The sequence below is a fragment of the Comamonas denitrificans genome (assembly GCF_042654745.1).
GTDB lineage: Bacteria > Pseudomonadota > Gammaproteobacteria > Burkholderiales > Burkholderiaceae_C > Comamonas > Comamonas denitrificans.
The window spans coordinates 1-23,298 of record NZ_JBHSEY010000046.1; the positions used below are offsets into that span (position 1 = coordinate 1).

The window sequence follows — 23,298 nt, forward strand, 5'->3', positions numbered from 1 at the left end:
CCGCAGCACGGATCGCGCCATAAACAGCGGATAGCGATTTTTGTCTATGCAATCATCCGGGATGCTACATGTACTCAGTAAACTTTCCTGGAACATTTGGCGATTGGGCAGCTGGGTTAAATCATCAAAATGGGCCTGTCGCCAAATAACAGCCTCCCGCTGTCGTAATTTTGTTACATCGGTAAAAAGTCCAATATGGCTATTAATAGAGCCATCGGTGTTGAAGGAAGTGGTAATTGTGAGGCGCTCAATGTATTCTTCACCATTTTTTCGGATATTGTAAATATCTCCAGACCATGTGCCCGATTTTTTCAAAGCATCCCACATAGTTTTGTAAAAATCACGGTCATGCCGCCCTGAACTGATAATATTTAGTCGGCGACCAATAATTTCATCTGCACGGTAGCCCGTGATAGTGGTAAAGGCAGGGTTAATGTCCAGCACCACACCATTAGGGTCCGTCACGACCATGGCTTCGCTGGTGTGCTGATAGACAAGGGCTGCGCGGCGCATGGAGTCTTCGGTGCGCTTACGGGCACTAATATCAATTAGCATGCCAATGATAGCGGGCTGCCCTTGGTACATCATGGATGTACCGAAAATTTCAACGTCAAATGTTGTTCCATTTGCGTGAATTGCTATAGTTTCATAGCGCGTGGAATGTGCACGCCCTTCGAGGCGGTCAAGAATTTTGGTCCGTACCAGAGCAACGCTTTTTGGTGCAAACATGCGTTCTGCCGCGAAATTGCAGGTGAGGTATTCTTTCGAGTAGCCGAGCATTGTTGCCAGCTGATCATTGGCATAAATTAACTTCAATTCAGAAGAAATCATATAAATGCCCGCCACATCATTTTCAGCCAGACCATTGAACATGGCTTGCATTTGTGCTACTGCGCTGCGTTCGGTAGCGATATCGAGCAATAATTTTTCGATTTGTTCTGCGGCCTGATTTAATACTGCGGCCAATTGTCCCAGCTCATCGCCAGCAGTTATTTTATTTCGTATGCTGTAGTTACCTATAATCATTTCTGCACATTGGGCAGAAATTTCTTGCACAGGGCGCAAAACCCGCAATTGAATTATAAAAAATCCAATCAATAAGACAAAAATATCGATTCCAAACAGCAAAAAACTAGCCCATAAAGCACGCTGTTGAACTTGGCCAGAAAATTCAACTAATTGATTCACTAAATTTTCAGAATGCGCCCATAAATCATCGCTGGCGGCCATGATTTCCAGTACCTGGATGCGCGAAAGGTTGTTTTGTGCGTGAATGGTGGCGTGGGAGGCATTGACGACCGTCTGGAAATGCTGCCAAGCGTGGTGCAATTGATCCAAAGTGGGGGTAAATAGCGGATCAACCGGGCGCACTGGCAAACCATAGGCTGTCCCACCCTGGCGCAAGGCGGTATAAGACTCCGTAAAACTTGCATAGCGCTCCTGCACTTCGGGCCAATTGCCCCCCTGGGCAAGATTCTCGGCCAAAGCCTCTAACGCAATGCGATGGCTGAGCATGCGCATTTTTCCAGCCAAGTTCACCGTAGCGCCAATGTCATCAAATCGGCGCAGCATGGCTTGCAGGGTCACCACGTTGCCCAGCGCTAACAAGGCAACCAACACCACTACCAAAATGGTTTTTTGCTTGAGCGTGCGCGGCCACAAAGACATAGCTTGATTCATCCAACAAAAAGTTCGGCTGCAGTGTAATCGTTTGCAACTAAAAAATACTTTTTTGTCTTTTTCAGACATAAAAAAACCCCAACCGAAGCTGAGGTTTGCGCATTGGAAATGCAAAAAGGTTTTACCGTGGCGCTGGGCCTGGGCCACGACCTGCCAAGTGGCGGAAAGTAATGCGGCCTTTAGAAAGGTCATAAGGCGACATTTCAAGAGAAACTTTGTCGCCGGCCAGAATGCGAATATGGTGTTTGCGCATTTTTCCACCGGTGTAGGCGATCAACTGGTGGCCATTTTCCAAGGTGACGCGAAAGCGCGAGTCAGGCAGCACCTCGGTGACTTGCCCTTGCATTTCAATCAATTCTTCTTTTGCCATGTGCAATCTCTTTAATCAGGAATAGCTGCCTTGACTGAGAACCTTGCGCATAGCAGTTGCTCAAGATGAGCATTGCAAGCAAGCGGCTGGTGTCTGCCAGCGCCATCATCAGAAAGGCCAAGTACTACAAGCACGAAAACCGTAGATTATAACCTTGTTCCTGATTTGTGCTGTGCCTAAGCCACAAGCTTTACTTGCCGCACTGCCCTTGCTGGCACACGGTAGTGCGTTCGGCCACGCGCTTGCGGTAGTTTTGTCCTGGTTGCCCAAAGCGGCCCAGTTGTTCGCAAACATCACCACTGGCATCAAAGGCATAGCCTTGTTGGCCATCAACTGCCAGCAGCTCAACCTTGCCCAAGTTCCACGACGCAAAGCGGGCCGGGTCGCGCCATTGCTCAGAGCACAAACCGTGCATGACGAAATTGTTGTAATCCAATTCAGAAATAGTGGCTTTTTTGCTGCGCAGATGCAGCACGCCTTGGGCATCCATCTCAGCGGCCAGCAAACCATTGCCTTGCAGAGGGCGCTCTAGGCTTGGCGGCAGGTTTTTCACCACCAACTCTGCGGAAGCAAGCGTACAAATACCAGCCAGTAAACAGGCCAAGCGTTTTTTCATAGGGTCCCCAACCGGCTAAAAAAGAAGAACAGAAGCCGCGCATTGTGCGCGGAAAACCAGGGGTTTCCACTATTTATCGACGTTGTTTGGGGTTTTTGGGGCGGCTGCAAGTGGGCTTGCTGCCTGTGTCTGGCTGCCATGCAATGTCGGCCCGGGCAATTTCCCGCCATTGGCCCGGCAGCAAGCCGGCCAAGCTGAGATTCGCCAGGCTTTGCCGGACTAGGCGCAAGGTGGGGTGGCCAATGGCGGCCGTCATTTTGCGCACTTGGCGGTTTTTCCCCTCCACCAGGGTAATTTCCAGCCAGACATCCTGCACCGTTTTACGCACCCGCACGGGGGGCGTGCGCGGCGGCACTTCGGGCTGGGGGGCCAAAATTTTGGCCTCGCAGGGCCGGGTTTGGTAGTCCTCAATGCGCAGGCCGCTGCGCAGGCGTTGCAAGGCGGCTTCGTCGGGAACGCGCTCGACCAAGGCCCAATAGGTTTTGGGCTTGGCGTTGCGCGGGTTGAGCAATTGCTCAATCAGCGGGCCGTCATCGGTTAAAAGCAGCAGCCCTTCTGAGTCTTTGTCTAGTCGCCCTGCGGGGTAGATGCCGCTGGGCAGGTCAAACTCGGCCAGGCTGCGGGCACCGTCCTCGGGGGTGAATTGCGAGAGCACCCCGTATGGCTTGTGAAACAGTACGTAGCGCGGCATTTAGCGGCTGGGGCGCACGAGCAAAACGGCCAAAACAATGGCAAAGGCGCCAAACCACAGGAAAGACCAATTGGCAATGCTGCCGCCTAAAAATGTCCAATCGACGGCCGAGCAGTCGCCCGAGCCGCGAAAGAGCATGGGCAGCGCACGGCTAAAGGAATAGTTTTCGACGATGCCGTAAAAATCGCGGCCGCAGGTGGAAAACTCGGGCGGATTCCACTGCAGCCAGCTTTGGCGGGCGGCCGTAAAAGCGCCAAAGCCAGCCAGCAGCAAGGCCAGAGCAGCCCATATTTTTTGCCATGTTTTTTGCGGCCTTAGGCTTGCCAGTCCTGTGGTGATAGCTACTCCAACCAGAGCGTACCGCTGCACGATGCACATCGGGCAGGGATCCAGCCCCACGGAATGCTGCAGGTACAGGCCAAAAGCCAGCATGGCCACACAGGCGGCGCTCATCAAAGCCAAGCTGCGGCGCGGTGCCGCAAAAATCCATTGCATAAAAATCCTTTAACGAATGCCTGAAAAATGGGACGCGACAGGCCTTCGTTAAACGCTGCGCCTGCCTTAAATTCCGGCCCCCTGATCGACAAACACTTTGGCGCGGCGGGGCGTGACCAGCAAGGTTTCCCCTTCGCGCAGCCCCAGGGTGTGAAACTCGTGGGCCGAGATGTGTGCCTCGATCAATTTTTCAGAGGCGTGATTGTGGGCCACTTCGGGTGCCTGCTGGGCAATAAGTTCCAGCCGTGCCACCGGGCCGACCACAATGGCACGGTCCAGTTGCGCCAGCAAGCCCCCGGCCACACTGGTGACGCCAGCGGCGGGGCGGCTGACATCCAGCTCGTGCGGGCGGATATACGCCCAGGCCTGGGCATCGTTGGCCCCTTGCGCCTCGGTGCTGGCCAGCTCCAGGCCGGTGGCAAATTTCACGCTGCCATCGTGGGCGCGGCCTTGGAACAGATTGACATCGCCCAAAAAGCCATAGACAAAGGGGCTGGCCGGGTTGTCCCAAACCTCTTGCGGGGTGCCGACTTGTTCGATTTGGCCCTGGTTGATAACGACCACGCGGTCGGCCACTTCCAGCGCTTCTTCTTGGTCGTGGGTGACAAAGATGCTGGTCACGTGCAGCTCATCGTGCAGGCGGCGCAGCCAGCGGCGCAGCTCTTTGCGCACCTTGGCATCCAAAGCGCCAAAGGGTTCATCCAACAGCAGCACCTGCGGCTGCACGGCCAGGGCGCGGGCCAAGGCGATGCGCTGGCGCTGGCCGCCCGACAGTTGGGCCGGAAAGCGCTCGGCCACCCAGTCCAGCTGCACCAGCGAGAGCAGCTCCAGCACCCGGGCGCGGATTTGCGCCTCGCTGGGGCGCTCTTTTTTGGGCTTCATGCGCAGGCCAAAGGCGACGTTGTCAAACACGGTCATGTGCTTGAACAGGGCGTAGTGCTGAAACACAAAACCCACGCCGCGCTCGCGCACGTGGACGCCGGTGGTGTCCTGCCCGGCAAAGTGGATGCTGCCGCTGTCCGGCGCTTCCAGCCCGGCGATGATGCGCAGCAGCGTGGTCTTGCCGCAGCCCGACGGCCCCAGCAAAGCCACCAGTTCGCCCGAGGCGATGTTCAAATTGACATTGCGCAGGGCGTGAAAATTGCCAAAGCGTTTGTCGATGTTGCGTACTTCAATGCTCATTTTTAATAGCTCTTACCGCTTTGTTTTCAATATATTGAGATAGTTTTCTACCTGAAAGCTTTTAAATACTTGCGGTAGCTGCTGCATTAATAGTAGGCCGCTCGGCGGGCAATTCGGCGATGGCTTTCATCTGTTGCTCGGCTTTCCACTCCGCCACGGTTTTGATCGCCAAGGTCACCAGGGCCAACAAGGCCAGCAGCGAGGCGGCGGCAAAGGCGGCCACGGACTGGTATTCGTTGTAGAGAATTTCCACATGCAGCGGGATGGTGTTGGTCTGCCCCCGGATGTGGCCGCTGACCACCGACACCGCGCCAAACTCGCCCATCGCCCGGGCGTTGCACAGAATCACGCCATAGACCAAGCCCCATTTGATATTGGGCAGCGTGACATACCAAAAAGTCTGCCAGCCATTGGCCCCCAGCACCACGGCGGCTTGCTCCTCGTCAGTGCCCTGGGCTTGCATCAGCGGAATCAGCTCCCGCGCAATAAAGGGGAAGGTAACAAACACCGTGGCCAGCACAATGCCGGGCACCGCAAAAATGATTTTGATGTCGTGCGCGGCCAGCCAGCTGCCAAACCAGCCATTGGCACCAAACACCAGCACGTACATCAGGCCGGCGACCACCGGCGAGATGGAAAACGGCAGGTCAATCAAGGTGATGAGAAAGGCCTTGCCCGGAAACTCAAACTTAGCCACACACCAGGCTGCGGCCACGCCAAACACCAGGTTCAGCGGCACAGCAATCACGGCGGTGAGCAAGGTCAGCTTAATGGCCGACCAGGCATCGGGGTCCGTCAGGCCCTCAATATAGGCATCCCAGCCTTGGCGCAAGGCTTCGGTAAACACGGCGGCCAGCGGCAGCACCAAAAACAGCAGCAAAAACGCCAGGGCCAGGCCAATCAGCAGGTTGCGCAGCCAGGTGGCCTCGGTGGTGCCCGCCTGGGCACGGCGCAGGGCGCGGGTATCAGTGGTGGGGGAACTCATGCTTGCATCCCTGCGTGGCGGCGCTGCCAGGCTTGTAAAAGGTTGATCACCAGCAGCATGATGAAAGAGATCACCAGCATCACCACCGCCACCGCAGTGGCCCCGGCCACGTCGTATTGTTCGAGCTTGCCGATGATGATCAGCGGGGTAATTTCAGACACCATGGGCATATTGCCGGCGATAAAAATCACCGAGCCGTATTCGCCCAGCGCCCGGGCAAAGGCCATGGCAAAGCCGGTGAGCAAGGCCGGGATGATGCTGGGCAAAATCACCAGCCGAAAAATCTGCCAGCGGTTGGCCCCCAGGCTGGTGGCGGCCTCTTCCAGCTCTTTTTCAAAATCTTGCAGCACCGGTTGCACCGTGCGCACGACAAAAGGCAAGCCAATAAAAATCAGCGCAATCACAATGCCGCCGGGCTGAAAGGCCAGCTCAATGCCCAAGGGCTCCAGGTACTGGCCGACCCAGCCGTTGCCGGCCAACAGCGCCGTCAGCGAAATCCCGGCAACGGCGGTGGGCAGGGCAAAAGGCAAATCCACCAGCGCATCCACCAGCTTTTTGCCAACAAACTCATAGCGCACCAGCACCCAGGCAATCAGCAGGCCAAACACCAAGTTCACACTGGCGGCCAACAGCGAAGCGCCCAGCGAGAGTTTGTAGGCCGCCAGCACGCGCGGGGCGGTGGTGGCCTGGACGAAATCTTCCCAGCTCATGGTGAAGGTCTTGGCCAGCAGTGCCAGCAGCGGAATCAACACAATGATGCTCAGGTAAAACAGGGTGTAGCCCAAGCTCAGGCCAAAACCGGGCAGCACCCGGCCGGGGCCTTTGCGGGGGGAGCGCGGCGGGGCACCGAGCACAATCGAAGTCATGGCAAGCCTTTATGCGTGCGTTTGAATGCTGGGTTGCTGCGCGGGCTTTACTTGCCGACTTGGTAGAGCTTGTCGAACTGGCCGCCGTCGTTAAAGTGCACTTTTTGCGCTTCGGCCAAAGAGCCAAAGTATTTGCTCACGGCAAATTGCGCAATGGGCTTGAACTGGTCTTGGTGCTTGGCCAAGATGGCTTCCGAACGGGGGCGCAGCGCATGCTTGGCGGCAATTTCTTGCGCTTCATCGGAGTACAGATAGTCCAAATACGTTTTGGCCAAGGCGCTGGAGCCTTTTTTGGCCGCCGTGCGCTGCACGATGGCCACGGGGTTTTCGGTGCTGATGCTTGTCGATGGGTACACCGAATCGACTTTGCCTTTGCCAAATTCACGCTCAACCGAAACCACTTCGGATTCAAACGTAATCAGCACATCGCCAATATTGCGCTGCAAGAAAGTGGCCGTGGCATCGCGCCCGCCCTTGGCCAGCACGGGGACGTTTTTGTACAGCTTGCCAACAAACTCTGCCGCTTGCGCATCGGTGCCGCCTTTTTCACGCACGCTGCCCCAGGCACCCAAATACGCGTAACGGCCATTGCCCCCGGTTTTGGGATTGACGACGATGACTTTCACATCGGGGCGAATCAAATCGTCCCAGTCCTTGATGTTTTTTGGGTTGCCTTTGCGCACCAAGAACAGCATGGTCGAGGTGGTGGGCGAGGCTGCGTGCGGAAATTGGGTCGCCCAGTCTTTGGCTACCACGCCGTTGTCGGCCAAAAATTGCACATCGGTGGTGGTGTTGAAGGTCACCACGTCGGCCTCTAAGCCATCATTGACCGCACGCGCTTGGGCGCTGGAGCCAGCGTGCGACTGGTCAATCTTCACGTCTTTGCCGGTGGTTTTTTTGTAGTGGGCCACGAACGCGGCGTTGTAGTCTTTGTAGAACTCACGGGCCACGTCGTACGAGACGTTCAGTAGCTTGTCTTGCGCCAAAGCGGTGCCGCCCAGGGCCAGGGCAGCGGCAACAACAATCGATTTCACAGTGGTGGAGAACATGGCGGGCATCCCTGATGGTGTTATGAAGAATGCCGCGATTGTGCGAATGTGTTCTTAAAACTCAAACCAATATATATTTTTTTGTTTATTTCAAATCAATCTAAAGGATTGGTGAAAAGACAAAAAACCATGCACACCCGTGTCCGCAGCCCGTGGCGCATCCCTAGGTAGAATCCCGCGCTTTTGCACACTTTCGGATTGTTATTTATGCCTGCCCACCCTCGTCCCTGCACGCTGCAGCTTGCCACCCACTTTGCCTGCCCTGCGGCCCACCGCCCCGGTGCCAAGCCCCCCTTGTTGTTCTAAGCCAAGAAAGACACCATCGTGAGCACACAGCACCCCTCCTCGACCGCCGCCGCGGCCACCCACCCCGCCCATGGCATCGCCCGCCTGCAAAAAACACTGGTGATGTGGCAGGTCATCATGATTGGCCTGGCCTATATCCAGCCCATGACGCTGCTGGACACCTTTGGCATGGTCTCGCGCGACAGCATCCAGCACGTGCCAACGGCGTATATGTTTGCGCTGGCGGCCGTGCTGCTGACCTCGATCAGCTACGGGCACATGATTCGCAAGTACCCCTCCTCCGGCTCGGCCTACACCTATGTGCAAAAGTCGATTCACCCCAATGCCGGGTTCATGGTGGGCTGGTCATCGCTGCTGGATTATTTGCTCTCGCCCATGGTGAATATTTTGCTGGCCCGCATTTATTTGACCGATATGTTCCCTGAAGTGAACCACTGGGTATGGATCATCGGGCTGACCATGCTCATGGTGGCCATCAACCTGCGCGGTATTCGCTTTGTGGCCAACTTCAATAGCCTGATTGTGTTTTTGCAGATTTTGATCATCGGCATCTTCACATTCTTGATTTACGAAAAACTGGCCGCCGGTCAAAACGCGTTGGGAAGCATTGACGGCCAAACCGCCGATGGCTTGTGGAGTTTTAGCCCTTTTTGGAGCGAAAAAACCGAAGTCGGGGCCCTGATCACGGGGGCGACGATTTTGTGCTTTTCCTTTACCGGCTTTGATTCGCTCAGCTCTTTGGCCGAAGAAACCAAGGACACGAAAAAAACGCTGCCCCGCGCCATGTTTTTAACGGCCTTGATCTCGGGCCTGCTGTTTATTTTCTGCACCTACTTTTTGCAGCTGTTTTTTCCGGGTGACCCCAGCCAATATTTCAAACTGGTGGATGAAACCCAACCGGAAATTTTGCTCCTGGTCGGCGGTGCGCTGTTCCAGTCGGTGGTGCTCAGTTTTGCGATTGTCACCGTCCTGGCCTCGGGTATTGCCGCCCATGCCGGCGTGTCGCGCCTGATGTATGTGATGGGGCGCGATGGCGTGCTGCCCAAACGCTTTTTCGGTCATATCTCGCCCAAGGGCTACACCCCCTCGTACAACATTTGGCTGGCCGGGGTGGTTTGCCTGTCTGCCGGTTTTTTAAGCTTGGAATTTGTGGTCGCCCTGATCAGCTTTGGGGCGCTTACGGCCTTTAGCTTTGTGAACTTATCGGTCATCAGCAGTTACGGTTTTCGCGATGGCCGCCTGAAACGCCCCAAGGATGTTTGGCAGTTTTTTGTGCTGCCGCTGCTGGGCTTTGCCTCGATTGGTGCGCTGTGGCTGGAGGTGGAGGAAACCTCGCTCAAAGCCGGTATCTCCTGGGCCGCCGTGGGATTGATTTACCTGGGCTGGCTCACCAAAGGCTTTCGCCGCGCGGCCCCCCAGCTGCACGAAGAGGATTTTGAGCGGTAAAAGTTGCCGCGGTCATCCGGCAATCCCGTCGTCCTCCCAAAAAAAGGCCGCTTCCATCAAGCGGCCTTTTTTTAAATTTTTTACTTTATTGATAGCAGCTTGCGCTTAATCAATCAGTAAAACTTCAACGCGTCGTGCTTTATCGTTACTGCCATTGGCCAGAGTGTGCTCTGGTTTTACAAGCTCTAGCAACGCCTCGTCCACCCCCAAGCTCAGCAGCAAATCGCGCACAGCCACCGCGCGGCGTTTGGCCAGTTCGACATTCAACGCCGCATCGCCGGTGGCATCATGAAAGCCAGAAATGCGTATCCGCTGGCCCGCTTTGGCCCCTTCCAGCACGGTGGCCAAGGCTTCTTGCGCTCCAGGGGCCACGTCAGTTTTGCCCTTGGCAAAAAAGAACTTCACCTTATTGCCATCCACGCGCACGGCCGCTTGCTCGGTCAGCACCACGGCCGCGGGGGCCAGGGCAGCGGGCTCCAGCGGGGCGGGGGTCGCATCGACTGCGGCCGCTGTGGCAGAGGCAGGCACGGTGGTGGTGGCCACCGCCAGCCCACTGCGCTGGGCCGCAAAGCCGACCACACTGGCAACCACCGCGGCCACCAAGGTAAACACCAAACCCAGGGCAAAGCGTTGTTGATCATCCCCATTGGCCGCCGGCATAAAAGCACTCCTTGAATAAAAATCGTGGGGCGCATTGTAGTAAAACCCCTTGGTCGATTCTTCAAGATTTTCTGCACTTCGGTGCTTATTCCAGCAGCGCCCCTGCGCTGCGCCCAGGATCTTTTGCTTTGTCTTTGCTCTATGTCTGACCTTCCCCACACCATCGCCCAGTTGCGCAAAAGTTATGGCCGCGCTGAATTAAATGAAGCCAGCACACCGGCCAATCCCTTAGAACTGTTTGCGCAATGGCTGCAAGAAGCCATCAACGCTCAGCTGCCCGAGCCCAATGCCATGACCCTGGCCACCGTGAGCAGTGCCATGCGCCCGAGCACGCGGGTGGTGCTGATCAAAGGCTTTGATGCGCGGGGCATCGTTTGGTACACCAATTACCAAAGCCGCAAAGCCCAAGAGCTGGCGGCGACCCCCTTTGCCGCGCTGCAATTTCATTGGGTTGAGCTAGAGCGTGTGGTGCGCATCGAAGGGCGCGTGGAAAAGGTCAGCGCCGAAGAAAGCGATGCTTACTTTCACAGCCGCCCCTTGGATTCGCGCATTGGTGCTTGGGCCAGCCCGCAAAGCCAGGTGATTGCCGGGCGCAGCGTGCTGGTCACCAACGCGGCCAAATATGGGGCGCAATTTTTGCTCAACCCGCCGCGCCCGCCACATTGGGGCGGTTACCGCCTGGTGCCCGAGCAGTGGGAGTTTTGGCAAGGGCGCAAAAGCCGTTTGCATGACCGTTTGCGCTACCGCCCCGAGGAGAGCGCCCCTGCCGATGCCTGGGTGCGCGAACGCCTGGCACCCTAGGCTTTGGGCTTTACTTGATCGACTGCAAGATGGTGCGAAAGTGCGGGTGCTCGCAATCGCGCAGCCACTCAAACAACACCATTTCGGTGGTGACCAACTCAGCGCCCGCCCCTGCCAGGCGGTCAAACGCCGCATCGCGGTTGCGCTCGGTGCGCGAGCTGCAGGCATCGGTGACCACCCAGACATCCATTTCCTCGGTCAGCAAATCCAGCGCCGTTTGCAGCAGGCAGACATGGGTTTCACAGCCGGCCAGCACGATCGTAGGGCGCTCTGGTTCGGCCACTTCAGGTTTGCGCAAATGCTTGGGCAGGCTGCGGGCATTGCCCCCTGCTGGGCGAACCGGTGGGCGCAAGATGTCAAGCAATTCTGGGGTGGCCGCGCTGAAACTCATCTTGTGCAGCGTTTTATCGGCCAGGGCCGCCAGAGCCGGCACATTGCCGCCCAGTTTCAACGGGTTTTGCTCGGTGGCCCAAATTGGCACCTCCAGCAGCCGCGCGGCTTGGGCCAAGCGCAAAGCGTTGGCCACCACCTGCTCGCCATCGCGCATGGCGGGCATCAGTTTTTCTTGGTAATCGACCAGCACCAACTGGCATTCATCCACATCCAAGAGCATTGCGATTTCCTTTTTAATTCACACGAGAAAGCTGGCATTTTTACCTTTTTTACTGGCTTCAAATGCTTCGCCTGAAAAAACAAACGTGTTACCCTTGCGGGATGCCTTTTTCCCGCTGCCTTTTTGCCCTCACTCTGTTTGTCAGCTCAGCGCTTCAAGCGCAAACAGCACCCAGTCCGGACAACGCCGCATTAGCGCAAGCGTTTTCCTATGCGCTGGACGATGTGAGTACCTTTTCCGTACCGTCGGCGGCACTGGAGCTGGATACCGAGGCCTTGTCCACCACGGCCACACCCTCCCATTCGGCAAGCAGCAACGCCGGTGAGCCCGCCGAGCACGACTGGCTCCCCCAGATTACCCATGCTGGCGAGACTGTGGCCCACAACACCAAGCAGCTGATCAGCACCGCCATCCAATTCATGGGAGTTCCCTACCGCCGTGGTGGCAGCAATGCGGCCTCTGGCTTTGATTGCAGCGGCTTTGTGCGCAACGTGTATGCCGATGCCCTGGGCTTGGTGCTGCCACGCGTAGCCCGTGACCAAGCCAATGCCACCAAAAAGATTGAAAAGAAAGAATTGCGCCCCGGTGACCTGGTCTTTTTCAACACCATGCGCCGCACCTTCAGCCATGTCGGGATTTATCTGGGCGAAGGCAAGTTCATCCACTCTCCCCGCTCGGGCGCCAAGGTACGCATTGAGAGCATGAATACCAAATACTGGAGCGCCCGCTTCAACGGTGCCCGCCGCGTGGCATCGGTAGGCAGCTTAAGCAGCACAGGTGCTGCCAATTACTCTTTGGCCCCTTAAGGAAAGCCTGCTTGCTGCCCGCTTTGAGCGCCACTTTCAAGCTTCTTGCCCCCGCGCTTTTCATAGAAAAAGGCCTGCTCCACTCGGGCAGGCCTTTGAATTGACTCCTTATGCCCACCTCCGAAAAAGACCCTTCCAAAATCAATGTTGTGCGCTGGGCCATCGGTCTGCCCGTCGGTTTTTTTGCCGTGTTGATGCTCATCAGCAAGCTCTTGTTTACCACCTCCCCGGACACCGAGGCCCAGTGGATCGAGCGGGAAACCATCCGCCAATGCTGGAAAGAGTTGGAGCGCAAACCCGAAGACGACAAGCCCAAGCACTTTGCTGGTAAAGAAGATTGCGAGCGGCTGGAGTTTGACTTCAAGGCCCGCTGGAATACCAATCCCTGATTACAGGATTACAACAAGGCCGCAACCGCCTGGGGCTGCAACTGCGCTTGCAGCTTGACCACATGGCCAATGATGATGAGCGCCGGAGCCTTGATATTTTCATCTTTGGCCAGTTGCGGCAGGTCCGCGACAGTGCCGGTCACGCAGCGCTGCTCGGGCAGGCTGGCTTTTTCGACCAACGCGGCTGGCGTATCTCCTGGCAAACCATGGGCCAGCAACTCGCGGCAAATGATGGGCAAGGTGCCAATCCCCATATAAATCACCACCGTTTGGCGCGGGCGCGACAGGGCGGGCCAATCCAGGGCCACTTCGTTGGCCCCGCGCAAATGCCCCGTGGCCAGCACCAGGGTGGCCGAATAATCGCGGTGGGTCAGCGGAATGCCGGCACAAGCGCCCGCGCCTTGGGCAGCGGTAATGCCTGGAACGACCTCAAAGGGAATGTCTTGCTCGGCCAGCACCTGGGCTTCTTCGCCGCCACGGCCAAAAATATAGCCGTCACCGCCTTTTAAGCGCACCAGGTCGTGCCCGGCCTGGGCCAGGCGCACCATCAGATCAATGATGCTTTCCTGCGCCAGCGTGTGGTGCGAGGCCACTTTGCCCACATAAATCATCTCGGCCCCGGCGGGCACCAGCGCCAGCACATCTTTGCTGACCAGGTTGTCGTACAGCACCATCGTTGCCTGCTCCAGGGCGCGGGCCGCACGCACTGTGAGCAAATCGACGGCCCCCGGGCCGGCACCCACGAGCGTGACCTTGCCAGGGCGGCAGCCGTCTCTAACCGGGGTGAACCAGCGAGCTTGTTCGACGAAATCCATGTTCTTCCTTCATCACATTGGTGGCGCTGCAACGCATTGTTCGAGGATTGGCGCAAAGCGTCCTTAAACCAGTTTAAGGATTATTCCCTATTGCCACGGCACGATTGTGGCTATGGATTGAACGCCTGAAGGACTGGTCATGACCAAGCATTTTTTTACGCGCTGGCCCTGGGGGCTGATCACCACCCTGACCGCTGCCACGGTCAGCGCACAGCCCGTGCCAACACCCGCAGCGGCCCCGTTGATCCCTGCCCAGCGCATCGAGGCCCTGACCCACATGGTGCGCCAAGACTGTGGCTCCTGCCATGGCATGCGCTTAACGGGCGGCCTGGGCCCGGCCCTGACCGCTGAGGCATTAACCGCCAAACCCCCTGAATACCTGCAAGCCGTGATTTTGCATGGCATCCCTGGCACGCCCATGCCGCCCTGGAGCGCCATGCTCACCGCGCCCGAGGCGCAATGGATTGCGCAGCAATTGTTCCAAGGTTTTCCACTTGAGAAGTTAGAGAAATAAGGAGTCCCTCCCCATGTCCACATTGCACCGCCGCGCTTTACTTTCGCTGACTGCCGGGGCCGGCCTGTTGGCCGCTGGCTGCGCCAACACCGCCAGCACCACCAGCACGGCCACCCCCCTTGCTGCCCCAGCCCTGCAAGGCACGGGCGACTTGGGCGTGGTGATTGAACGCGCCCTGGGCGCACTCACGCTGGTCAATACCTCCACGCGCCAAGCCATTGGCCGGGTCGAGGGTTTGGGAGACTTATCGCACGCATCCGTCGTATTTTCGCGCGATGGCCGCTATGCTTTTGTTTTTGGCCGCGATGGTGCCGCCACCCGCGTGGACCTCCTGGCGCAAAAAATCACCCACCGCGTGATGCAGGCGGGCAATTCGATCGGCGGGGCCATCAGCGACGATGGCCGCTTGGTTGTGGCGCAAAACTACACCCCCGGTGGCATCAAGGTGTTTGATGCCGCCACGCTGGAGCTGTTGGCCGATGTGCCCGCCACCATGCCCAATGGCCAGCGCTCGCGCGTCGTTGGACTGGCCGATTTGCCACAGCGGCGTTTTGTGTACAGCCTGTTTGATGCCGGGGCAATTTGCATTGCCGATTGCAGCGATCCGCGCCAGCCCACCGTAACCACCCTGCCCAACATTGGCAAGCAGCCCTACGATGCCCTGCTCTCGCCCAATGGCCGCACCTATATTGCCGGGCTGTTTGGCGAAGATGGCCTGGCCATGGTCGATATGTGGGCGCCCAAGCTGCAAGTGCGCCGCATTCTGGGCGGCTACGGGCGCGGCGAGCAACCGCTGCCGGTGTACAAAATGCCCCATTTGCGTGGCTGGGCCATTGCGGGCCAGCACGCCTACCTGCCCGCCGTGGGCCGGCACGAGGTGTTGGTGGTCGATACCACCACCTGGGAAGAAGTGGGCCGCATCCCCGTGGCCGGACAACCCGTGTTTGTCATGGCCCGCCCGGATGGCCGCCAGGTGTGGGTGAATTTTTCGGTGCCCGATTACCACCGCGTGCAAGTCATCGACACCCCCAGCCAAACCATCATCGACACCCTGGAGCCGGGCAAAGCCGTGCTGCACATGGAGTTCACCCCCCGGGGCGAATCGGTGTGGATCAGCTGCCGCGACAGCCACCAGGTGCAGGTGTATGACACCCACACCCGCCAGTTGCAGGCCAGCTTAAAAGTGGATGCGCCCAGCGGCATCTTCTTTACCGCCCGCGCCCAGCGCATGGGGTTTTAGGTGGTCAAGGCCATGCAGCACCCCCACAGCCCCACCGAGCTGGCCCTGCTCAACCACTGGCAGCGCGGCTTTCCTTTGGTGGTTGCCCCCTTTGCCACCATTGCCGCGCAAGAAGGCATGCCCCCGGCGCAGGTGCTGGCCACCTACGCCCAGCTGCAGCAACGCGGCTCACTCAGCCGCATTGGCGCAGTTTTTGCCCCCGGCGCTGGCGGCGCATCGCTGCTGGCGGCCATGGCCGTGCCACCGCAGCAGCTGGAGGCCGTGGCCGCCATCGTCTCCCGCTTTGCCGGGGTCAATCACAACTACGAGCGCGAGCACCGGGTAAACCTGTGGTTTGTCGCCACCGGCAGCGATGCCGACCAGGTGGAGCTGCTGCTGCAAAGCATTGAGGCCGCCACCGCCCTGCCCGTGCTGCGCCTGCCCATGCTGCGCCCGTACCGCATCGACACCGGGTTTGACCTGCGCCAGGCGCAATCCACCACCAGCGGGGCCACCCACTGGGCCCCGGCCCCTATCGCTGCGCACGATAAGCCGCTGGCCGCCCTGGCCGAGCAGGGCCTGCCTTTGGTCGATGCGCCTTTTGCCATGTGGGCCAAGGCCTTGCATACCGATGTCGATACCGTGCTGCAGCGCCTGCAAGCCTGGCTCGATGCCGGGCTGATGAGCCGCTTTGGCGTGGTCGTGCGCCACCACGAGCTGGGTTTTTCGGCCAACGCCATGACGGTGTTTGACGTGCCTGCCGCCCAGGTCGATGCCTGCGGGCTGGCCCTGGCCCAGGTGCCGGGGGTGACCCTGGCCTACCAGCGCAGCCGCGCCCCAGGGTGGGATTTCAACCTCTACTGCATGGTGCATGGGCGCGACCGTGCGGCGGTGCTGCACACCGTGGAGCACGCCATTGCCCACGCTGGCTTAAGCGGACTGCCCCGGGCCACCTTGTTCTCTTTGCGCCGCTTCAAGCAAACCGGGGGGCAGCGGTTTAGCGCATCAAATACTAAATTGATAGCTGTTGCCGCTGATTAAATAAAGACTTGAAAGCACTTTATGCCTGAAAACATCCAATCCATTGCGGTACTAGCTGCGGAAGATGCCTTATTAATCAACCACCTGCACGGCGGTTTTCCTTTGGATGAGCGCCCCTTTGCCACCGTTGGGGCGCAACTGGGCTGGAGCGAAGAGCGCGTCATCGAGCGCCTGCACCAGCTGCTGGCGCGGGGCGTGCTCACCCGCTTTGGCCCCCTGTTCCAAATCGAACGCGCTGGCGGCCAGTTTGTGCTGGCAGCGATTGCCGTGCCCGAAGAGCGCTTTGATGTGGTCAATACCGTGGTCAATAGCTTCCCCGAGGTGGCGCACAACTACCGCCGCACCCACCGCTTGAATATGTGGTTTGTGGTGGCCGCCGAAACCCCGGCGCTGGCGCAAACCGCCATTGCGCGCATTGAAGAAGCCGTGGGCCTGCCCGTGTACGCCTTCCCCAAGGAAGAAGAATATTTTGTCGAGCTGCGCCTGCCCGCCCAGGCCAGCCAAGGAGCGCCCCATGGCCTTGACTGATTTTGACCGCGCCCTGATTGCCGCCACCCAGGGCGGCCTGCCCCTGGTGGCCCGCCCCTACGAGGCCGTTGGCGCGATGCTGGGCGTGAGTGGCGAACAGGTGCGCCAGCGCCTCTCCAGCATGCTGGAGAGCGGCCTGATTCGCCGCATCGGCGCCGTGCCCAACCACTACCGCCTGGGCTACACCGCCAACGGCATGAGCGTGTGGGATGTCGAAGATGACCAAGTGCAAGCCCTGGGCCAGCGCATTGCCAAGCTGCCCGGTGTCTCGCACTGCTACCGCCGCCCGCGCCACCTGCCCGAGTGGCCGTACAACCTGTTTGCCATGCTGCACGGCACCAGCCGTGCCGCAGTGGAGCAGCAGGCCCAAGAGCTGGCCACCATCTTGGGCGCTGCCTGCCGGGGCCACGACATTTTGTATTCCACCGCGATTTTGAAAAAAACCGGCCTGCGCTTGAAAAACTAAGCCACCACAAAGGAACCCTGCCCATGTTTCGTATCAGCCAATACATGCGCGAACTGGCGCACGCCGAGCAAACCGGCCACTACCCCGAGGTGCGCGAGCGCAAAGCCCGCGGCCCGGTGGTGATCTGGAATTTGATTCGCCGCTGCAACCTCACCTGCAAGCACTGCTACGCCCTGTCGGCCGACCACGACTACGTGGGCGAACTGACCCTGCCCGAAGTCTTTACCGTGATGGACGATTTAAAGGGCTTTGGCGTGCCCGCGCTGATTTTGTCCGGCGGCGAGCCACTCTTGCGGCCGGATATTTTTGACATCTCCGCCCAGGCGCGAAAACTGGGCTTTTACACCGGCCTCTCGACCAACGGCACGCTGATTGACCGCCCGCTGGCCCAGCGCATCGCCCAGGAAGGCTTTGACTACGTAGGCATCAGCCTGGATGGACTGAAACCCACGCACGATAAATTTCGCCGCCTGGACGGGGCCTTTGACCGCAGCCTGGCCGCCGTGCGCTTTTTGGCTGAATTTGGCGTGAAGGTGGGCCTGCGCTTCACCATGACGGCCATGAACGCCCACGACCTGCCCAACCTGCTGCAGTTGATGAAGGACGAAGGGGCGAACAAGTTCTACTTCTCGCACCTGAACTACGCCGGGCGCGGCAACATCCACCGCGATAAGGATGCCCACCACCTGGCAACACGCGATGCCATGAACCTGCTGTTTGACCGCGCCTGGGCGGATGCGCAGGCCGGCTGCATGGACGATTACGTCAGCGGCAACAACGATGCCGACGGCCCCTTCTTGCTGCACTGGGTGCGCCAGCACCTGCCGCAGTGGGAAAGCGCCCTGACCGAGCGCCTGACCCGCTGGGGCGGCAACGCCAGCGGGCAGATGGTGGCCAACATCGACAACCTGGGCCACGTCCACCCCGACACCATGTGGTGGCACCACGACCTGGGCTGCGTGCGCGATCGGCCTTTCTCGGCCATCTGGAACGACACCTCCGACCCGCTCATGGCCGGGCTCAAGCAACACCCCCGCCCGGTGCAAGGCCGCTGCGCCGGGTGCAAGTACCTGGCCATTTGCAACGGCAACACCCGCGTGCGGGCGCAGCAGCTCACGGGCAACCCCTGGTTTGAAGACCCCGGCTGCTACCTGAGCGATGACGAAGTGGGCGCGACCAGCACCCCGTTGGAAGTGCCCGCAAAAACCAAAGCTTTCAATAGCATTCGCCGCAGTAAAGATGCTGAAAATGCATAACATTTTGCAAAAATACCCAAAAATCATCAGCGCAGCGTGCTTCTTTTTTGCGAGCAATGTGTTTGCACAAACACTGCCGACGGCCCCCACGCCGCCAAGCATCAACGCCGCTGCGCTGTACCAACAGCATTGCGCCAGCTGCCACGGTGAGCAGCGCACGGGCTTAATGGGCCCAGCCCTGTTGCCTGAAAGCCTGGAACGCACCCGCGCCCCCGAAGTGCTGCGCGTAATCAAAGAGGGCCGCCAGGCCACGCAGATGATGGGCTTTGGCGACCTGCTCTCGGGCGCTGAAATCCAGGCCCTGGCCGACTGGATTCGCACCCCGGTGGTGCCCGCCCCGCGCTGGACAGCGGCCGACATCACCGCCTCGCGCATCGCCACCCCCTTGCCCGCCGGAACGCCCAACACGCCGCTGTGGCAGGCCGATCCGATGAATTTGTTCGTCGTGGTGGAAGGCGGTGACCACCACATTTCCCTGCTCGATGGCGACAAGTTTGAAGTCATCAAGCGCTTTCCAAGCCGCTTTGCCCTGCACGGCGGGCCCAAATTCACCCAGGACGGGCGTTACGTGTTTTTTGGCTCGCGCGACGGCTGGATTACCAAGTACGACCTGTACCGCCTGCAGGTGGTGGCCGAGGTGCGCGCGGGCCTGAATATGCGCAACGTGGCCGTCAGTGCCGATGGCCAGTGGGTCATGGCGGCCAACTACCTGCCGCACACCCTGGCGCTGTTTGATGCCGATTTGAATCTGGTGAAAACCTACGACACGGCCACCCAGGACGGCACAAGCAGCTCGCGCGCCTCGGCGGTGTACGACGCGACACCGCGCAACAGCTTTGTCGTGGCCCTGAAAGACATCCCGGAAATCTGGGAAATCTCGTACGACAAAAACGCCGAACCCATCTACGACGGCCTGGTGCACGACTACAAAATGAAAGAAGGCATCAGCAAACCGGGCTTTTTGAACGTGCGCCGCACCCCCCTGACCGAGCCGCTGGACGACTTCTTTTTCGACCAAAGCTACCAGCACGCCCTGGGGGCGACCCGTCCGCGCAAAGGCGATGGCAAGCCCAGCGCCCAGGTGGTAAACCTCAATGCCCGCGTCAAAGTGGCCGACCTGCCCATTGCCGGGATGCCGCATTTGGGCTCGGGCATCACCTTTGCGTATAAAGACACCACGGTGCTGGCCAGCCCCAATCTGGGCGGCGGGGCGATTGATGTCATCGACATGAAAAACTGGCAAACCGTGCGCACCATCCCCACGCCGGGGGCCGGCTTTTTCATGCGCAGCCATGAAAACACGCCCTACGCCTGGACCGATTCGATGATGAGCCCCACGGCCAAAGACACGCTGACCATCATCGACAAGCGCACGCTGGAGCCCGTCGCCCAGGTGCGCGAGCCGGGCAAGACGCTGGCGCACATCGAATTCACCAAAGATGGCCGCTACGCCTTGGCCAGTGTGTGGGAAATGGATGGCGCTATCATTGTTTTAGACGCTCGCAGCTTTAAGGAGGTTAAGCGTCTGCCCATGGTCAAGCCCGTGGGGAAATACAACGTATGGAACAAAATCTCGCGCAGCGAGGGAACCTCGCACTAGCTGACAACGCACAGCTAAAAACATCGACAAAAAATCACCCTTCCCAAACCGCCGCCCCCCCCATGGCGGCGGCCACCTTGCCGGGAGACTTTGTTATCTGGCTGCTGGTGCTGCTGGAGATGACGACCTTTGCCATCCTCTTTATTGGGTTTGCCGGTGCCAAGCTGGCCCAGCCCGAGGTGTTTGCCGCCGGACAGGCCAAGCTGGCCCTGTGGTCGGGGGCGGTCAATACGGTGCTGCTGGTCAGTGCCAGCGCCTGCGCTGCGTGGGCGCTGCATGCGGTGCGCACCCAGCGCAATCGCCAAGGCAGCCACTGGCTGCTGGGGGCGCTGGCTTTGGGCATCGGCTTTTTGGTGGTCAAAAGCATTGAATATTGGCAAAAGTGGCAGCTGGGCCTGGACTTTGCCAACAACACTTTTGACATGCTGTACGTGATGCTCACCGGCTTTCACTTCCTGCATGCCCTGGTCGGTTGCGTGCTGTTTGCCCTGGTGTGGGCCCCGACGCGCAGCGGCAAATACACGCCCGACAACTGCAGCACCCTTGAGACGGTAACCGTCTTTTGGCACATGGTCGATTTGCTGTGGATGATTTTGTTTCCGCTGGTGTACGTACTTCGCTAGCTCTTAAATTTATAGTCTTTTGCAGGAATTGCACCATGACCGATTTACGCCTGAACATCATCTGGAGCATCTTGCTCAGCGCCACCGCCCTCACCTGGTGGCTGGGCGAGGGCCAGGCCGATGGCCAATCGGCGCTGGTCACGGCGGGCATCGTGCTCAGCCTGTCGGTGGTCAAGGGCTGGTGCATCATTCAAGACTTCATGGAACTGCGCCACGGCCCGCGCCTGTGGCGTTACCTGATGCTGGCCTGGATCATCGCCATGGCGGTGTTGCTTTTTGCTGCCTCTTTTTGGTACAGCGTGCGCGGTTAATGTGATGTTTTCTTGACTAAGTTCAAGGTTTTTTCTTTCTTAAAAGATGAAGATCAAAGTGTTCTTTTAAGAAGGAGGGCTTGCACATGAGCCAAACACACAGCGGGTTTACCAAACAAATGGCCCGCAACATGTTCTTCGGAGGCACGGTCTTTTTCGGGCTGGTGTTCGCCGGGTTGATCTTTGACAGCGAACGGCGTATTCCAGAACGCTCCAACGCGCAAAACATCACCGAATCGGTGGTGCGCGGCAAGCACGTCTGGGAGACGAACAACTGCATCGGCTGCCACTCGCTGCTGGGTGAAGGGGCGTACTTTGCCCCTGAGCTGGGCAACGTGTACAAGCGCCGTGGCCCGGACTTCATCAAAACCTGGATTCGCGATATGTCCCCCTCGGGCGTACCGGGTCGCCGCCAGATGCCGCAGTTCAACCTGACCGAGCAGCAGCTGGACGACATGGTCGAGTTCTTGAAGTGGACCGGTGAGATCAACACCGAAAACTGGCCACCCAACATCGAAGGCTAAGCCAGGGAGCAACAACTATGACAAACCAAGTCTTGAAATACAAAAGCCAATCGGTCGCCAAGCTGTACTTCATCGGCGCCATGGCATTGTTTGCCGGCCAAATCATTTTTGGCATCACCCTGGGGTTGCAATACCTGATTGGGGATTTGTTCTTCCCCTACATCCCCTTCAACATCGCCCGCATGGTGCACACCAACTTGCTGATTGTGTGGCTGTTGTTTGGCTTCATGGGCGCGGCCTACTACATGGTCCCGGAAGAGGCCGAGACCGAGCTGTACAGCCCCAAGCTGGCGATTGCGCTGTTTTGGATCTTCCTGATCGCGGGCGCGGCCACCATCCTGGGCTACCTGCTGGTGCCCTATGCACGCTTGGCCGAAGCCACGGGCAATAACATCCTGGCCACCATGGGACGGGAGTTCTTAGAGCAACCGCTGCCCACCAAGGTGGGGATCGTGGTGGTGGCCTTGGGCTTTTTGTTCAACATCAGCATGACCGTGCTCAAAGGCCGCAAAACCAGCATCTCCACCGTGCTGCTGATGGGGCTGTGGGGCCTGGCCATCTTCTTCCTGTTCAGCTTCGTGAACCCGGAAAACCTGGTGCGCGACAAGATGTACTGGTGGTTTGTGGTGCACCTGTGGGTTGAAGGCGTGTGGGAGCTGATCCTGGCCTCGCTGCTGGCCTACGTGCTGGTGAAAACCACGGGCGTGGACCGTGAAGTGATCGACAAGTGGATGTACTTGATCATCGCCTTTGCGCTGATGTCCGGCCTGCTCGGTACGGGCCACCACTACTTCTTCATCGGCATGCCTGGCTACTGGCTGTGGATCGGTTCGGTGTTCTCCGCCTTGGAGCCCATCCCCTTCTTCCTGCTGGTGCTGTTTGCCTACAACATGGTCGCGCAGCGCCGCCGCAACCACCCCAACCAGGCCGCCATTTTGTGGGCCAAGGGCACGGCGGTGGTGGGCTTCTTGGGTGCCGGTGTATGGGGCTTTATGCACACCCTGGCCCCGGTGAACTACTACACCCACGCCACCCAGCTGACGGCCGCCCATGGTCACTTGGCTTTCTACGGCGCGTATGTATTGGTGGTGATCACCATCATCAGCTACGCCATGCCCCACCTGCGTGGCCGCCTGGCCAACAGCCCTGAAGCCCAATCCATGGAGAAAAAAAGCTTCTGGGTAATGACCATCGGCATGTGCGTCATGGTGCTGGCCCTGACCATCGCCGGTGTGATGCAGTCCTACCTGCAGCGCTGGCTGCCTGAAGGCCAGGCCCTGTCCTACATGGCCACCCAAGACGAGCTGCGCGGTTACTACTGGCTGCGGGTCGTGGGCGGCGTGGTCTTCCTGATCGGCCAGTTCATGTACTTCGCCAGCTTCTTTATCGGTGGCAAACACGTCGAAAGCCACGCCGATGCCATGGCTTTGAAAGCTGCTTAACCAC

At 58.8% G+C, this 23,298-nt stretch carries 27 protein-coding genes; 15 read left to right on the top strand and 12 right to left on the bottom strand.

Annotated features, from left to right (window positions below; genetic code table 11):
- From ACFO24_RS09065 to ACFO24_RS09105, 9 genes are all read right to left on the bottom strand, one after another.
- The coding region (locus ACFO24_RS09065) for a PAS domain S-box protein (RefSeq protein WP_377738050.1) at positions 1-1,872 on the bottom strand (1,872 nt) is incomplete at its 3' end.
- Positions 1,802-2,050: a translation initiation factor IF-1 gene (gene infA, locus ACFO24_RS09070; RefSeq protein WP_377738052.1), complete on the bottom strand. Its 249-nt coding sequence runs from the start codon at positions 2,048-2,050 to the stop codon at positions 1,802-1,804. The genes ACFO24_RS09065 and infA, both read right to left, overlap by 71 nt.
- A gap of 190 nt (positions 2,051-2,240) precedes the next feature.
- Complete coding sequence (locus tag ACFO24_RS09075; RefSeq protein WP_377738054.1) at positions 2,241-2,666, bottom strand: hypothetical protein; 426 nt, start codon at positions 2,664-2,666, stop codon at positions 2,241-2,243.
- A 73-nt stretch (positions 2,667-2,739) separates the two neighbouring features.
- Positions 2,740-3,357: a pseudouridine synthase gene (locus ACFO24_RS09080; protein ID WP_207575390.1), complete on the bottom strand. Its 618-nt coding sequence runs from the start codon at positions 3,355-3,357 to the stop codon at positions 2,740-2,742.
- Positions 3,358-3,852, bottom strand: a complete 495-nt coding sequence (locus tag ACFO24_RS09085; protein ID WP_377738055.1) for a disulfide bond formation protein B — start codon at positions 3,850-3,852, stop codon at positions 3,358-3,360.
- Between the two features lie 66 nt (positions 3,853-3,918).
- Positions 3,919-5,034 carry a sulfate/molybdate ABC transporter ATP-binding protein gene (locus ACFO24_RS09090; RefSeq protein WP_377738056.1) on the bottom strand — a complete coding sequence of 372 codons (1,116 nt, stop codon included), beginning with the start codon at positions 5,032-5,034 and terminating at the stop codon, positions 3,919-3,921.
- A gap of 61 nt (positions 5,035-5,095) precedes the next feature.
- On the bottom strand, positions 5,096-6,019 hold the full coding sequence (gene cysW, locus ACFO24_RS09095) for a sulfate ABC transporter permease subunit CysW (protein ID WP_377738057.1): 924 nt from the start codon (positions 6,017-6,019) through the stop codon (positions 5,096-5,098).
- Positions 6,016-6,885 carry a sulfate ABC transporter permease subunit CysT gene (gene cysT / locus ACFO24_RS09100; protein ID WP_377738058.1) on the bottom strand — a complete coding sequence of 290 codons (870 nt, stop codon included), beginning with the start codon at positions 6,883-6,885 and terminating at the stop codon, positions 6,016-6,018. Before cysT ends, cysW begins: the two co-directional genes overlap by 4 nt.
- 47 nt (positions 6,886-6,932) lie before the next feature.
- Positions 6,933-7,934, bottom strand: coding sequence for a sulfate ABC transporter substrate-binding protein (locus ACFO24_RS09105; protein WP_377738059.1), 1,002 nt, complete (start codon positions 7,932-7,934; stop codon positions 6,933-6,935).
- 324 nt (positions 7,935-8,258) lie between these two features.
- Here ACFO24_RS09105 and ACFO24_RS09110 point away from each other — a divergent pair, with 324 nt between their 5' ends.
- Positions 8,259-9,686 carry an APC family permease gene (locus ACFO24_RS09110; RefSeq protein WP_377738061.1) on the top strand — a complete coding sequence of 476 codons (1,428 nt, stop codon included), beginning with the start codon at positions 8,259-8,261 and terminating at the stop codon, positions 9,684-9,686.
- 105 nt (positions 9,687-9,791) lie between these two features.
- On the opposite strand, the gene ACFO24_RS09115 is transcribed toward ACFO24_RS09110, so the two are convergent.
- Entirely contained in the window at positions 9,792-10,346 is a 555-nt protein-coding gene (locus ACFO24_RS09115; protein WP_377738062.1) for an OmpA family protein, read from the bottom strand.
- Positions 10,347-10,487: 141 nt separating this feature from the next.
- Here ACFO24_RS09115 and pdxH point away from each other — a divergent pair, with 141 nt between their 5' ends.
- A complete protein-coding gene (gene pdxH, locus ACFO24_RS09120) occupies positions 10,488-11,147 on the top strand; it encodes a pyridoxamine 5'-phosphate oxidase (protein ID WP_207574737.1) in 660 nt (219 codons plus the stop codon).
- A 10-nt stretch (positions 11,148-11,157) separates the two neighbouring features.
- Here the strand turns inward: pdxH and ACFO24_RS09125 are convergent, their stop codons facing one another.
- Positions 11,158-11,760, bottom strand: a complete 603-nt coding sequence (locus ACFO24_RS09125; protein ID WP_377738063.1) for an isochorismatase family protein — start codon at positions 11,758-11,760, stop codon at positions 11,158-11,160.
- Between the two features lie 224 nt (positions 11,761-11,984).
- Between ACFO24_RS09125 and ACFO24_RS09130 the strand changes: the two genes are divergently transcribed.
- Both ACFO24_RS09130 and ACFO24_RS09135 read left to right on the top strand, forming a co-directional pair.
- Positions 11,985-12,566 (top strand): C40 family peptidase, encoded by a 582-nt coding sequence (locus ACFO24_RS09130; protein ID WP_377738064.1) that lies wholly within the window; start codon positions 11,985-11,987, stop codon positions 12,564-12,566.
- Between the two features lie 110 nt (positions 12,567-12,676).
- A complete protein-coding gene (locus tag ACFO24_RS09135; RefSeq protein WP_207574735.1) occupies positions 12,677-12,955 on the top strand; it encodes a hypothetical protein in 279 nt (92 codons plus the stop codon).
- A gap of 8 nt (positions 12,956-12,963) precedes the next feature.
- Here ACFO24_RS09135 and cobA read toward each other — a convergent pair whose 3' ends face one another.
- A complete protein-coding gene (gene cobA, locus ACFO24_RS09140; RefSeq protein WP_377738065.1) occupies positions 12,964-13,770 on the bottom strand; it encodes a uroporphyrinogen-III C-methyltransferase in 807 nt (268 codons plus the stop codon).
- Positions 13,771-13,909: 139 nt separating this feature from the next.
- On the opposite strand from cobA, the gene ACFO24_RS09145 reads away from it, so the two are divergent.
- From ACFO24_RS09145 to ACFO24_RS09195, 11 genes are all read left to right on the top strand, one after another.
- Positions 13,910-14,284 (top strand): c-type cytochrome, encoded by a 375-nt coding sequence (locus tag ACFO24_RS09145; protein WP_377738066.1) that lies wholly within the window; start codon positions 13,910-13,912, stop codon positions 14,282-14,284.
- A gap of 22 nt (positions 14,285-14,306) precedes the next feature.
- Entirely contained in the window at positions 14,307-15,524 is a 1,218-nt protein-coding gene (locus ACFO24_RS09150) for a cytochrome D1 domain-containing protein (RefSeq protein ID WP_377738145.1), read from the top strand.
- Between the two features lie 12 nt (positions 15,525-15,536).
- Positions 15,537-16,544 carry a siroheme decarboxylase subunit beta gene (ahbB, locus tag ACFO24_RS09155; RefSeq protein ID WP_377738067.1) on the top strand — a complete coding sequence of 336 codons (1,008 nt, stop codon included), beginning with the start codon at positions 15,537-15,539 and terminating at the stop codon, positions 16,542-16,544.
- A gap of 21 nt (positions 16,545-16,565) precedes the next feature.
- Positions 16,566-17,072 carry an Lrp/AsnC family transcriptional regulator gene (locus tag ACFO24_RS09160; RefSeq protein WP_377738068.1) on the top strand — a complete coding sequence of 169 codons (507 nt, stop codon included), beginning with the start codon at positions 16,566-16,568 and terminating at the stop codon, positions 17,070-17,072.
- On the top strand, positions 17,059-17,538 hold the full coding sequence (gene ahbB, locus ACFO24_RS09165) for a siroheme decarboxylase subunit beta (RefSeq protein WP_377738069.1): 480 nt from the start codon (positions 17,059-17,061) through the stop codon (positions 17,536-17,538). The genes ACFO24_RS09160 and ahbB (ACFO24_RS09165) overlap by 14 nt, the downstream gene beginning before the upstream one ends.
- A gap of 23 nt (positions 17,539-17,561) precedes the next feature.
- Positions 17,562-18,794 (top strand): heme d1 biosynthesis radical SAM protein NirJ, encoded by a 1,233-nt coding sequence (nirJ, locus tag ACFO24_RS09170; RefSeq protein ID WP_377738071.1) that lies wholly within the window; start codon positions 17,562-17,564, stop codon positions 18,792-18,794.
- The gene (locus ACFO24_RS09175) at positions 18,787-20,394 is read left to right on the top strand and encodes a cytochrome D1 domain-containing protein (protein ID WP_377738072.1); all 1,608 of its coding nucleotides are present in this window, start codon (positions 18,787-18,789) and stop codon (positions 20,392-20,394) included. Before nirJ ends, ACFO24_RS09175 begins: the two co-directional genes overlap by 8 nt.
- A gap of 62 nt (positions 20,395-20,456) precedes the next feature.
- Positions 20,457-21,017, top strand: a complete 561-nt coding sequence (locus ACFO24_RS09180) for a cytochrome c oxidase subunit 3 (RefSeq protein WP_377738073.1) — start codon at positions 20,457-20,459, stop codon at positions 21,015-21,017.
- Between the two features lie 35 nt (positions 21,018-21,052).
- A complete protein-coding gene (locus ACFO24_RS09185; RefSeq protein WP_207574728.1) occupies positions 21,053-21,328 on the top strand; it encodes a cytochrome C oxidase subunit IV family protein in 276 nt (91 codons plus the stop codon).
- 86 nt (positions 21,329-21,414) lie between these two features.
- On the top strand, positions 21,415-21,852 hold the full coding sequence (locus ACFO24_RS09190; RefSeq protein ID WP_207574727.1) for a c-type cytochrome: 438 nt from the start codon (positions 21,415-21,417) through the stop codon (positions 21,850-21,852).
- Positions 21,853-21,869: 17 nt separating this feature from the next.
- Positions 21,870-23,294, top strand: coding sequence for a cbb3-type cytochrome c oxidase subunit I (locus tag ACFO24_RS09195; RefSeq protein WP_207574726.1), 1,425 nt, complete (start codon positions 21,870-21,872; stop codon positions 23,292-23,294).
- Positions 23,295-23,298 lie beyond the last annotated feature (4 nt).